Below are 13,031 nucleotides of genomic sequence, written 5' to 3'. Positions count from 1 at the left end.
GTTGAGTCCTACTGGTGAATTAATCCCAGAAAAATTATTAGACTTATTCTTAGACTTTTGGCGACAACACGGGGAACCGTTATTTAAAAGCACCCCGTACCCAGAAATTGCGCCTCACTTAGTATTAATGGCATTTTTACACCGTGTCGTTAATGGTGGTGGTAGCTTAGAACGGGAATACGCCATAGGTTCCGGGAGGATGGATATATGTCTGCGTTATGGGGATGTAGTCTTAGGGATGGAATTAAAAGTATGGAAACAGGGTAAACCCGACCCCTTACCCCAAGGATTGATACAGTTAGATAAGTATTTATCAGGACTCAATCTAGATACAGGATGGTTAGTAATATTTGACCGTCGCCCCAATTTACCCCCCATCAGCGATCGCACCACCACGGAAATAACCCTGAGTCCTCAAGGGAGAAATATTACAGTAATTCGGGGGTAGGTTTGGATTTGTTGACGGTTGACTGGGGGTAAGATCCCCGACTTCTTAGATAATTGACATAATCTCATATAACTTGTCCAGAAGTCGGGGATCTGTGTAACTAAATGCGAAGCGCTGCTACAAGCACAAGGAAGTTATTTTCTATAAAGTGTAGGTGAAGTCATTTACCAACATTCCCGGAACCAGACTACCTCCTAATTGACGACTCTCATAAGTTCCCACATCGGGGATGAACTCTTGAAAGTTGGTGAACTCTACAAGATTATCTCCCCAAAAACGATAGAGACTTTCATCAAAGCGTAAATTTTCAATCGGGGCGATGATTTCCCCCTGTTCTACCCAAAAACAAGCATAACGAGTCATCCCGGTAATTCTCCCGGTGGGGCGATCGCTCCAGTTGAGGTAATGTAAATTAGATATATATAGTCCTGTATCTAAACTCCTGAGAATCTCGTCAACGCCTAAATTACCCGGACTGATGTGGGGCGATCGCAAAGTTTCCGAGCTATTAGCACCATTGGCGACTTTACCGTATTCCTTAGCGGTGCGAGAATTAACTAGAGTATTAACCAAAACCCCCTGTGTAATTATGGGTAATTCAGGAGCTACCATTTCTCCTAATTGATTAAATCGGGGTACAAACCCCTGTTGAAAGTTTTCTGTTAAACTAAACTTAGGGGATAGTTGTTTTTCTTGGCGTGATAGCATAGCCAAAGCACTGTTTCCCTGTTGTAAATCAGCCTCACTCACCGCTGACCAGGAAAGCATATCTAATAAATCTGCTACTGCTGCGGGAGCAAAATAAGTTTTATACCGTCCCGGTGTCAATTGTTTAGCTGGACGGGAAAGTAATTTTAGTTGGGTTTTAGCTGCGCTCATCTTGGCGATGTAAGCGCTGTCATCCCAATGACTACCAGCAAGGATGACTTTAACTGCTTGTCCACAGGTATCAAATAGGGAATAATCTAAGGTAAAGGTATCAGTGGTAAACCAGTGTTTTTGACCTTGAGAATCAGCATAGGCTTTAATCACTAACCCTCCGGCATAAAGACCAGTAAAGTCTAAATCCCCCACCTGGGCTAATATAGTTGTAACTACGGATTCTTGTGGTAATAATTGCCCAGAATTGACTTCGCGACTAATATTATTGCCTGATGGTAACACTAAATAGGGGTCAAGGGGTAAAACTTGCAATTCTTGGCGGAGTTCGAGCAATGCTGTGTGTGCTGCGAGGGAGTCTATTTCCCTGTTCCCTGTCAGGGGAAAACAGCGAAAGCTGCGGCGCTGATTTTCCATTAAAGTTAATTCTATGGAACCGTCAGCAACTACACCTGTTTGTCTCACCTTCCCATGGTTGAAACGAGTAAATTGGCTGTGTTCACTGCTGAGTCTGAGGGTAAATTCTTCCGTGACTGTTTTTTCTATCAGTAGTGTTTCTATAAGTTGATTGAAACTGTTTTCTAAAGTCATGGGGTGTTTTTGAGGGGGAATTTCTGGGGATAGTTAGGGATGAGTGGGGTTTAATATAGTAAAAGTTGCAGGATGCTTGTGGGTGGGGTAAGCAGTTGTTTAACCACCCCCAAAAACCTCCACATTAGCAAACACACACAGGGGTGAACCATGTCCTACCCAAATGGCTTGATTAGGTTCACCCTTACCACACATGGCGGTACCATACATTTCCCAGGTGTCAGCATCACCTATGTGGGTGAGACTGTGCCAAAATTCCGGGGTGGTGGCTCTATAGTTGGGGTTGCGTAGGGTTTTAGTAAGTTGACCGTTTTCAATTAGTTTGGCATATTCACAACCAAATTGGAATTTATAACGGCGATCGTCTATTGACCAGGAGCGATTGGATTCCATGTAAATTCCCTGTTCTATACCGCTGATGATTTCTGCTGTGGTTTGGTTCCCTGGTTCTAGGTTTAAGTTAGCCATGCGGTCTATGGGGGGACGGTTCCAGGAACAAGCACGAGCGCAAGCTACACCGGGTATATTGGCTCTAGCTTGGCTTTCTAAGCTACCTAGTCCCCTTTGTAGTACGCCTTGTTTAATTACATATTCTTTTGTGGCTACTGCGCCTGTATCATCAAATCCGTAGCTAGCAAATTCCCCGGGTACGGTGGGGTCAAAGGTGATGTTCATTAGGGGTGAACCGTATTCTAGGTTACCAAAGTCACTGGGTTTGACAAAGCTCCCCCCGGCGTAGTTGCGTTCGTCTCCTAAAATGCGGTCAATTTCTAGGGGATGTCCGACGCTTTCGTGAATTTGCAGCATCATTTGGTCAGGTGCTAAAAGTAGGTTGGTGCGGGTGTTGGGACATTCTGTAGCGGTTAGCAGTTCTACTGCTTGCTCGCCAATTTGCTGCACTCGCTGCCATAATTGCTCTTGTTTTAATAGCTCCCATCCGCCTTGATAGCAGTGTGCTTGCCAACCATTGTTACTGCGTTGTTGGACTATTGTACCATCTTGGGCGATCGCCCCATAATGGGTTCCTAGGGAGACAATTTTTTGATATACTTGGGAACCGTTGCTGCTGACAAACCAAGTTTCTCTTTCGGTGGTGGTGGCGCTGGCTGAGGTTTGAACAATTTTGTCATTAACTTTTAACCCCTGACATATACGCACCAAGAAATTATTGATTTCTCCAGGACACAAACCATCTAAGGGTTCCAGGTAGGGTGAGTTATATTCCCCCACCACTTTAGGGCGTTGATTGGCGTTAAAGGGATATATCCACCATTTGCTTGCTGCTAGCGCTTGTTGATATGCTGTATGGGCTGCTGCTTGTAGTGATGGTAATTCTAGAGAGGTTGTGGCTGCATAACCTAGACAGCCATTAACTAAAACTTCTAGCATAGCTCCCATGGTGGAAGTTTTACCGTTGATTTGGGGTAACCCATCCCGCACATGACGGGTGGATGCGTTTGTCTTGACGGTTCTAATTCCAATCCAATCAGCTGCAATGTTCAGATTAGCGATCGCTTGTGTAAGTTCAGACCACATATTGATAGGAAATTATGAATAGGTTAATTACTAATTAATTATTTATACTATAAAATTACAATGGCTAAACCCCAAACTCCCGCACCAAACTATACAGATGCGGGAATAGGTTGATTTTTAATGGCCATTTTGGCTGTCATCGGCAACAAATGCAGTGCTGACTTTGCCAGTGGTATCAAATATATAAGAAGGTCTCCATAAGTTGGGTAGTCTGCGTAGCTCCGGAAATTCCCGGCGGAGAATTCTGCAAGAACGACCTTGAAAGGCTTTTACTACCTGAGCAATAGAGTGATGGTGGTCATACTCCACTTGTAAATAAACTTGATCTGGCGCGATTTCTAGAGCTTTAATCATCCATTTTTTATCATCAGCAACAGTCTGAAATACTTTGATACACTGTTGCTTAAGAAGTGCGCTCTCGGCAAATATTCTTTCATGTCCGTAGGTCATCCAGATCAAGTGAACACTGACTAAACCAATGGCATCACTGTAATGATTGTATAGAGGTTGCATTGAGATGTCTATTCTTTTTGGCAACGAAAATGGTATCATATTTACACTATGCCTAAAGTATAACTTAACAAAAACCTCACATTGTCTATAGCATTTCCCATGCTCGTGAGGTACAATTTTTTTTAGTTTGAGGGAACAGGGAACAGGGAACAGGGAATAGGGAACAGGGAATAGGGAACAGGGAATAGGGAATAGGGAATAGGTGTGTACTTCATGAGCCTGAAAAAGGCTATATATCAAGGTGAAATCTAAAATTTCCATTAACTTTCCGCCGTGGGAGAGACAGCATCGGATGTAATACTTGTCTGTGAATTTGATTGATTATCTGAAGTTACAGATGAGTTGCAAACAGCAGATTTTTGTTCACTTAATAACTTCGGCTGTAAATAAAGATTTTCTACCAGTACACCTACACCCGCTACCCAAGGGGGGACAATTACAGCGCCAATAATTCCTAAAACTTGCGTTCCTCCCAGTACAGCTAAAAGTTGATATAAAGGACCCACTCGCACAGAAGAACCCACTAGCAGGGGGTCAAGAACATAAGTTTCTACGTTTTGAATAATCACAAATAACAGCAATACCCACAAAAAAGTCAAACCACTTTGGGGAATGGCGACAATTAAAGCCGGAATTGCTCCTAAGACTGGACCGACAAAGGGAATTAAGTTAGTAAAACCCGCAATTACACCGAGAGCTAAGGCAAATTCTGATAGTCCTAAAATCCTCAATCCCACGGTAATCACAACACCGAGAATGGCAGAAACTAAGACTCGTCCTTGAATATATCCTCCCATGCGCCGAGCAATCGGGATAACTTGCGCCCCTAGACGTTCGTCCCAAGGTTGGGGAAACAGACTCACCAGACCTTGAATTAAGTTTTTACTTCCAGCTACCATATAGGCGGAGATGACCAGGGACAAAATTAGATTTACTACCCCCCCAATAAAACCACGAGTAAAGCCAAAGGAACGTACAACTAGCTGTTGACTCGAACGCAGTAACCAGTTAGCTACTGACTGGAGGTCAAAAAATTCTTCCACTGACTCTATTTGAGTAATTCCCAGTCGCAAGGCCAGATTTTCCGCAGCATTCCACAAATTATCTAAATACATCGGTAGTTTACTAGCTAGTCGCTGAATCTGTTCCGAAACCGATGGCCCAATGATTAAGCCAGCGCCAATTAATCCAGAAATTAAGCTAACATAGACGATAATTACCCCTAGCCAACGCTTAAGATGTATTTTTTCCGCGGCGTTGACTAAGGGGGCGATCGCAGAAGCTAAGACTACGGAAATCATTAAAATTACTAATAAGCTCCGTAATTGCCACAGGAGGACGACGACGAAAAAGGTGGCAACAATGAGGAAAAGGTCAGATAAGGAAATAGACTTACGCTGTTCAGACATATTTGATTATGTAGTCATTAGTGATGAGAAAATTCCATAGATGGCGGTGGAATTTTGTGATCATCATCGGTAATAATGGGGTAAAACACCTGCCATCACTGTTGTGTATTCCCATGCTAGTACGTCAGGGGAGAAATCTACCATTTTTTCCTACCTAGGCACTTCTGAGGAATTAACATGATTTTTTGATATAGCAATCCTAAATGATTCATGAACAATTTCTGTTCCCTGTTCCCTGTTCCCTGTTCCCTTTCCTCACTCATAATTTCTCAAGTCAAATAGGATGACTATATTTGATTACATCTCTATGGAAACATTAGTTACTGCCGAATTGACAAAAATGGATGCACCAAAGCAAGGAATCCCAGTGACAATTATTACTGGTTTTCTTGGTAGTGGCAAGACGACTTTATTAAATCATATTCTCGGTAATCAACAGGGTTTAAAAACTGCGGTTTTAGTCAATGAATTTGGGGAAATCGCTATTGATAATGAGTTGATTGTCTCTACGGAAGAGAATATGATTGCCCTGAGCAATGGTTGTATTTGCTGTACTATTAATAATGATTTGGTAGATGCGGTTTACCAAGTTTTAGAACGCCAAGATAATTTAGATTATTTGGTGGTGGAAACCACGGGACTAGCTGACCCGTTACCAGTTGCTTTAACTTTTCTGGGTACGGAGTTACGAGATTTAACCCGTCTGGACTCAATTATTACGGTGGTAGATGCAGCTAACTACAGCTTGGATTTATTTAACGCTGAGGCGGCATATAGTCAAATTGCCTATGGTGATATCATTATCCTGAATAAAGCCGATTTAGTTGATGAGGCGGCTTTGAGGGATTTGGAACGGAAAATTAATGATGTTAAAGAAGGTGCGAGAATTATCCGCACGGTGCGATCGCAAGTTCCCCTAGGTTTAATTCTCAGTGTGGGTTTGTTTACCTCTGACAAGTATTTTCAGGAAGTGGATGACCATGACCACTCAAACTGTGACCACGACCATGATCACCATCACCATTCCCACCATTTAGAAAATGACGGTTTCAGTTCTGTTTCTTTCCAAACTGACCAGGCTTTTAGTATTAGAAAATTTCAGTATTTCCTAGATAACCAATTACCGACAAATATTTTCCGAGCTAAAGGAATTATCTGGTTTGAAGAAAGTCCTAACCGTCATATTTTCCACCTTTGTGGTAAACGCTTTACTTTAAATGATGATGAATGGAAAGGTACACCGAAAACCCAGTTAGTGCTAATTGGTCAAAATTTGGATGGGGAAGCTCTGATTTCTCAGTTAGAAAACTGCATTTCTGAACAGGAGAAATAAGAAGCAGATCACAGGGGTGGGTTTTCGGTGCTTTTTTACCTTGGTCTTCCTAGTGTGGTGACATATATCACCGCTTCATCTGCGGGAATGCCTAAAATCTCATTAACTTGGTCGTCAAAGAAGCCACCGATACCACTAACGCCTACACTCAAATGGGTAGCGGCTAAATTTAGTCTTTGTCCTAAATGTCCAGCATCCATGTGTAAATAACGGTAAACGCGATCGCCATATTGAGCGATCGCGGATTTAAGATCAGCCGTATGGAACAGGACTACCGCAGCATCCCGGCCTAAATCTTGTCCCAAGCAGAGAAAGTGTAACTCTCGGCGAAAGTTTTTGAAGCGAATTTGTCGTAATTCTTGGGCTTTGGGGGCGTAATAATAACAACCAGACTCTAAACCATTCACCCCACTAACGGCAATAAATGTTTCAATGAGGTTGGGGTCAAAGTAATCGGGAGAACTATCTAAACCTTGGTGGAGGTAATTTTGGGGTTGATAGGTGAAATCAAGTAAACTTTTGAGTTCATCCAAGGTTAAATCATCACCACTGTAGGCCCGGGTAGAACGTCGCTTATACATGGTTGTTTCTAAACCTGACAGCTTTGCTCCCCAATTAATGGGAGTAGTAGCGGTGGTAACTTTCAGACAGAAAGGAAAATTGTATTTATCTTCTAAAAGATTCTCTGACTTAGGGGAGGGTAAATAAGTCTGATGAGTTGCATCTGGGGTAATTTGGGTGCGAGAGTGAAAATATTTGAGTAATTCACCATCGGGGATGGGGGGATAATTGGTTTCACTGGTGGAGGGTAAAGCTGTACATCCCGGTGGTAAATTTTCTTCAATATCTAATAAATCTGCCAAGGCTAGAATAGCTAAGGCTCCCTCTTGTTCGGAGTCAATATACAATAGGTCATTGACTGCTTCATCCACAAAGCCACCAATTAAGTGGGGGCGATAGTCATTCATGGCTGCTGCTAGCTCAATATTGCCCAGCAAGTGGCCTGTATCTAAAAAAATGCGGCGGTAGGCTCTATCCTCATATCGCCAAGCTGAACGATAAAAAACCCCGGTGATGATTATTGCTAATTGGGTATTTTCTATGGCTGGATGGTCAAAACAAGCTGACTGTAAAGCTGTCCAGACATCACTTTCCCAATAATGCATCAGAGAGTGATCCCGACATTGGTAGTTATATAATCCCGGTGGTAATAACCCCGTCCCACGGGAAACTAGATAAACTTCCGCCGGATATAATCCCCCCGCACTGGGAGCGGCTCGTAAGTATACTGCACTACCCATGGAAGGCATTCTGGCTGTGAGTCCATAACTGCGAAACAGTAACCGCGAAAGTCTCCGCCACCACTGAGCATCGGGGTTATCAGCCAATGTCTGTGCTGTTTCTTGAATATAGGGCTTGAGGTCGAAGGTGGTACCAATTTTGTATTCTTTAAAGGGTACTGGTTGTTTAGCCCAGTCTAATCCTTGAGATTTAGAGGCTAGGGTTTCAGGATCGTATTTAGTCCGTTCGTGGTAGTGTTGAGCAATGGATTCGCGTAGTTCTGGCATATTAATTTCAATGCTCTTGGCTGGTTTATTTTGATCTTGGCATTCATCAGCCCGATTGTTTCGTGTTAATTCGTACAAAGTTTCAAGTTACCTTAGGTTTTAACCTGTCTAGCGCTTATATAATAAGACTAATGTCTCTACAGTTTATTTCTCTTCCCCGTTCCACACCTCAACCACCGACTGGTTTAATTGTCTGTTTACATGGTTGGGGTGCTAATGCTGAAGATCTAGCATCTTTAGCACCATTTTTTAAGTTACCTGATTACCAGTTTGTGTTTCCTAATGCACCGTTTCCTTTTGCCAATTCTTCTACTGGGAGGGCTTGGTATGACCTGAGAATGGAAAATATGTATGCAGGTTTACCCGAAAGTCGGGAATTATTAAGGGGTTGGTTGCAATCTTTGGAGAGTATTACTGGTGTACCTTTGTCCCAGACTATTTTGTGTGGTTTTTCTCAGGGAGGGGCTATGACTTTGGATCTGGGGTTAAAATTGTCTCTAGGGGGGTTAGTGGTGATGAGTGGATATTTACATCCTGATTTGGTAACCACGACTAAAGCTGATTTGACCCCATGTTTAATTATGCATGGTAGGTATGATCAGGTTGTGCCACTGGCGGCCGCTGTCAAAGCACGGGAGTTTATGGAGTCCCTGGGGGTGGGGGTGCAGTACCATGAGTTTGATGTGGGTCATGAAATTCAGCCCCAGATGTTAGATGTGCTACGCAATTTTGTGGTTAATGTGATTGGGTAGTCTGGGGTACAATTTTTTTCCGCACTATGGTAAAAAAATTGGAATTTTTTCGGAAATATGGCCTCTCTAATGAGTAAGATAGATTGGGTGGCAGCGTCACAGCTAAAACTCAAGTCATGCTGGGTCTCCACGTTACGGAGGTTGTGGTAAGAATTCTGCATAAGGGAGGGGCAAGCATTGTGAAAACTTTAACCATTTCTCAGAAAAACATTTCTGCTATGACTACTACAGATGTGCAAGAGTTGGCTAATCGTCTGGAAGTAGATAATTACGGCAATGCCTTTGAGGGTTTAAATGATTGGCATCTGTTGCGTGCGATCGCCTTTCAGCGTCCTGAGTTGGTTGAACCCTATATCTACCTCTTGGATTTAGAAGCCTACGACGAAGCATAATGGTTTCATAATTAGGAGTTATGTAATAACTCCTAATTTTTGACCATGCTCTATCTCCAGTCCCAAACTCGAAACCGCAAAAAAAGGGTCATCATTGCTGTAGGTGGTGGGATCGCCGCCTACAAGGTCTGTGAATTGGTTTCCAGCTTGTTTAAAACTGGGGTGGAAGTCCGGGTAATTCTTACCCAAGCTGCACAACAATTTATCACCCCTTTAACTTTGGCTACCCTCTCTCGCCATTGTGCATACACAGATGATGATTTTTGGCAAGCAAATCACTCCCGACCTTTGCATATTGATTTGGGAGAATGGGCAGATTTGTTGGTAATTGCCCCTCTGACGGCTCATACTTTGGCTAAGTTGGCTTGTGGTCTGGCTGACAATTTACTCACAAATACTGTGCTGGCTTCTAGTTGTCCGGTGTTGTTAGCACCAGCCATGAATACCGATATGTGGGCACAGGTGGCGGTGCAGCGCAATTGGCAACAGTTATTGACAGATGCCAGGTATCATGGTATGTTTGTAGGGTCGGGTCTGTTGGCTTGCGATCGCATTGGTCAGGGGAGAATGGCAGAACCGCAGGAAATTTTAACTTATATCCAATCTCTGTTACATACTAGTGGTAAGCGAGATTTACAAGGGCAAAATGTCTTAATTAGTGCCGGGGGAACTAGAGAATATCTTGACCCGGTGCGGTTTATTGGTAATCCCTCCACAGGTAAAATGGGGCTAGCTTTAGCACAAGCAGCCATGCACCGAGGCGCAAAGGTCACCTTGGTACATGGCCCTGCTAGTTGGGAAGTACCCCTAGGAGTGGAAGCTATACCCGTGGTAAGTGCAGAGTCTATGGGTGCGGCGATGAAATCTCACCTACAGGATGCTAACATAATTATTATGTCCGCAGCGGTGGCAGATGTCAAGCCTAGAGATTATAGTACACAGAAGTTACCTAAGCGATCGCTCCCCAGTTCTTTACCCTTGAAACCAGTACCAGATATAATTGCCCACTTAGCCCAACTTAAACAACCATCACAGCTATTAGTCGGGTTTGCAGCACAGACCGGGGATATAATCACCCCAGCGCGGGCGAAGTTGCAGTATAAAAATTTAGATGTGATTGTTGCTAACCCCATTGATAAACCTGAGAGCGGTTTTGCTAGTGACGATAATCAGGCGGTTTTTTTAGATCAACAAGGAAATCAGGTAGAAATTCCCCTAGTTTCCAAGTTACAACTAGCACATTGTTTATTTGATTTTTTGGGGTTATTTCACCCAGAGGCGCTCAGGCGCAAACAACGAGAGTGAGAGTAGGAAAAGTTGTTATTTTTCGGTCTCTTCGGCATTTTCCTTATAATGTGTGTAACGGCTGACTAGTTCAGGCTAATTTTTTTTACAGTGAAGGGTTTGCAAATGTTTACTGTGTCAGAGATTCCCATTGTGGGGATAATTTTATTAATTGCTGTGGGTATTTTAGGTTGGGGCTTTTATCGCGCTAGACCCTTTGGGAAACTGGGAATCTTAGCCTGGTTACAGTCCGTCGTGTTGATGGTTCCCTGGTTACTGTTTTTTGGTTTGTTTGCCGCTGGCATTGACATTAATATAGCTGGTATATTGATTTTAGTAGTCAGCTCTGCAGCGTTATATATCTTTTTAGGTAGACAGTTACGCGCTGCTGGACAAGATGCAATCATTAAACAACAGGCCACCGAAAGGTTAGCAGGGGATTCTGCACCTACAAGAGAAAATACCCCCCAAGTGGTATTAGCAGAACTGAAAATTGAAGCTGTACCCATTCCGGAGGAAGATTTAAGCGCTATTCGCTCTATTTTTGGTATTGATACCTTTTTTACCACAGAAACTATCTCTTATCAAGAAGGAGCAATATTTAAAGGTAATCTGCGCGGAGAACCCGAAGCAATTCACAACACCCTAACCGCCAGTTTACAAGCCAAATTAGGGGATAAATATCGGCTGTTTTTAGTGGATGGTACAGAGGGTAAACCGGTAGTAATTATTTTACCTAGCCGTAATGATCCCCGTCCGATGTCATTACAACAAAAGTTGTTTGCAGTCATTCTGTTGGTCGCAACTATCGCCACCAGCTTGGAAGCTGCGGGTTTGTTGCTGAATTTTGACTTTTTTACCAATCCCGGACGCTTTGCAGAGGCTTTACCCATTGCTGCGGGGATATTTGCAATTTTAGCAACTCATGAAATCGGTCATTGGTTAGTAGCTCGTCGTCACCAAGTCCGCTTAAGCTGGCCTTTCTTTTTACCAGCTGTGCAAATAGGTTCCTTTGGTGCAATTACTCGCTTTGAGTCTCTGTTACCTAATCGTAAAGTCCTATTTGATATTGCTTTGGCTGGTCCTGCTGCTGGTGGTATTCTCTCCTTATTAATGTTAATTAGTGGTTTGCTACTTTCCCACCCTGGTAGTTTATTTCAACTACCTAATCAGTTTTTCCAGGGTTCTATTTTGGTAGGTGGTTTGGCGCGGGTGGTTCTGGGTTCGGCCTTACAATCATCTACGGTTAGTGTCCATCCCCTGGTAGTGATTGGTTGGCTAGGATTAGTAGTTACAGCTTTGAATTTAATGCCAGCTGGACAATTGGACGGTGGGCGGATTGTCCAAGCAATTTATGGCCGCAAAACCGCAGGACGCGCAACTACAGCCACTTTAATTCTACTGGGTCTGATTTCTTTAGGCAATCCCCTGGCTATTTACTGGGCCGTAGTGATTTTCTTGTTACAAAGAGATTTGGAACGCCCGAGTTTAAATGAAATCACCGAACCAGATGATACCAGAGCCGCTTTAGGTTTATTAGCACTGTTTTTAATGATTACTACTCTGTTACCTTTGACTCCCGGTGTGGCCGGAAGATTAGGGATTGGCGGTTAATTAAGGGGAGGGGACTTGATTTTATTGTTTCCCCCCCTACAAGGGGGGATTAAGGGGGGTAAAAATGTCATGATTAGTGTATCAAATATTGTTTGACCCCATCCAGTTCCCATCCCCTCACCTCAGCAACCACAATTACACAAATCACCATGACAGAAAAAGCTAATTTTTTTTAGGTTTAATTGACGTAAACAAACCCAACACAGGCGGGATTTTATCCCCTGGTGCTATTGAACCCAACCTGTAATTTCATGAAATCAAATATGATAACCGCCAATGATAGACCACGATAGACTATTTAAAGAATTAATCCAAACCTTCTTTTGGGAATTTATCGAACTGTTTTTACCAGAAGTATTAGAGTATGTAGAAACAGACACCCTCACATTCTTACCAGAAGAAATATTTACCGATGTCACCTCTGGAGACAAAAGAAAAATAGATTTATTAGCACAAGTAAAATGGGAAAAACAAGACAGTTACTTTCTCATTCACCTAGAAAATCAAGCCTATAATCAGAAAGAATTTGAACGGCGAATGTTCCATTACTTCGCTCGGTTAGATGCTAAATACTTACTCCCCATATTTCCTATAGTTATCTTCTCATACGACGAACCAAAACGCCCAGAAAAAAGCCAATATACCGTTAACTTTCCCAACCGAAAAATACTGGAATTTAACTACTTTACCATTCAGCTAAATAACCTCAAAT

The 13,031-nt window shown here is 42.9% G+C and carries 11 protein-coding genes and 1 pseudogene; 7 read left to right on the top strand and 5 right to left on the bottom strand.

All coding sequences use genetic code 11. The annotated features are described in order from the left end of the window. Positions 1-448 (top strand): annotated as a pseudogene (locus PN457_RS09100) (ATP-binding protein); the annotation flags it as partial. Between the two features lie 141 nt (positions 449-589). Here PN457_RS09100 and PN457_RS09095 read toward each other — a convergent pair. The 4 genes from PN457_RS09095 to PN457_RS09080 all read right to left on the bottom strand — a co-directional run bounded on the left by PN457_RS09095 (position 590) and on the right by PN457_RS09080 (position 5,376). Then, positions 590-1,918 carry a TldD/PmbA family protein gene (locus PN457_RS09095; RefSeq protein ID WP_271732789.1) on the bottom strand — a complete coding sequence of 443 codons (1,329 nt, stop codon included), beginning with the start codon at positions 1,916-1,918 and terminating at the stop codon, positions 590-592. Between the two features lie 99 nt (positions 1,919-2,017). Then, positions 2,018-3,454: a TldD/PmbA family protein gene (locus PN457_RS09090; protein WP_271732786.1), complete on the bottom strand. Its 1,437-nt coding sequence runs from the start codon at positions 3,452-3,454 to the stop codon at positions 2,018-2,020. Positions 3,455-3,571: 117 nt separating this feature from the next. Beyond that, positions 3,572-3,967 (bottom strand): IS200/IS605 family transposase, encoded by a 396-nt coding sequence (gene tnpA / locus PN457_RS09085; RefSeq protein ID WP_271732785.1) that lies wholly within the window; start codon positions 3,965-3,967, stop codon positions 3,572-3,574. Positions 3,968-4,227: 260 nt separating this feature from the next. Then, positions 4,228-5,376, bottom strand: coding sequence for an AI-2E family transporter (locus PN457_RS09080; RefSeq protein ID WP_271732783.1), 1,149 nt, complete (start codon positions 5,374-5,376; stop codon positions 4,228-4,230). A 307-nt stretch (positions 5,377-5,683) separates the two neighbouring features. Here PN457_RS09080 and PN457_RS09075 point away from each other — a divergent pair, with 307 nt between their 5' ends. Then, positions 5,684-6,709: a CobW family GTP-binding protein gene (locus tag PN457_RS09075; protein WP_271732782.1), complete on the top strand. Its 1,026-nt coding sequence runs from the start codon at positions 5,684-5,686 to the stop codon at positions 6,707-6,709. Positions 6,710-6,744: 35 nt separating this feature from the next. Here the strand turns inward: PN457_RS09075 and PN457_RS09070 are convergent, their stop codons facing one another. Then, positions 6,745-8,277 carry a SagB/ThcOx family dehydrogenase gene (locus tag PN457_RS09070; RefSeq protein ID WP_271732790.1) on the bottom strand — a complete coding sequence of 511 codons (1,533 nt, stop codon included), beginning with the start codon at positions 8,275-8,277 and terminating at the stop codon, positions 6,745-6,747. A 131-nt stretch (positions 8,278-8,408) separates the two neighbouring features. On the opposite strand from PN457_RS09070, the gene PN457_RS09065 reads away from it, so the two are divergent. From PN457_RS09065 to PN457_RS09045, 5 genes are all read left to right on the top strand, one after another. Beyond that, positions 8,409-9,029, top strand: coding sequence for an alpha/beta hydrolase (locus PN457_RS09065; RefSeq protein ID WP_271732781.1), 621 nt, complete (start codon positions 8,409-8,411; stop codon positions 9,027-9,029). A 179-nt stretch (positions 9,030-9,208) separates the two neighbouring features. Further along, on the top strand, positions 9,209-9,421 hold the full coding sequence (isiD, locus tag PN457_RS09060) for a protein IsiD (RefSeq protein WP_271732779.1): 213 nt from the start codon (positions 9,209-9,211) through the stop codon (positions 9,419-9,421). A 45-nt stretch (positions 9,422-9,466) separates the two neighbouring features. After that, complete coding sequence (gene coaBC, locus PN457_RS09055) at positions 9,467-10,726, top strand: bifunctional phosphopantothenoylcysteine decarboxylase/phosphopantothenate--cysteine ligase CoaBC (protein WP_271732778.1); 1,260 nt, start codon at positions 9,467-9,469, stop codon at positions 10,724-10,726. Positions 10,727-10,831: 105 nt separating this feature from the next. Beyond that, on the top strand, positions 10,832-12,319 hold the full coding sequence (locus PN457_RS09050) for a site-2 protease family protein (RefSeq protein ID WP_271732777.1): 1,488 nt from the start codon (positions 10,832-10,834) through the stop codon (positions 12,317-12,319). A 276-nt stretch (positions 12,320-12,595) separates the two neighbouring features. Continuing rightward, the coding region (locus tag PN457_RS09045) for an Rpn family recombination-promoting nuclease/putative transposase (protein ID WP_271732775.1) at positions 12,596-13,031 on the top strand (436 nt) is incomplete at its 3' end.

Origin of the sequence: Anabaenopsis arnoldii (assembly GCF_028331025.1) — a bacterium.
GTDB lineage: Bacteria > Cyanobacteriota > Cyanobacteriia > Cyanobacteriales > Nostocaceae > Anabaenopsis > Anabaenopsis arnoldii.
Note: the sequence above shows the minus strand (reverse complement) of the source record. Positions and strands in the feature narration are given on the sequence as shown.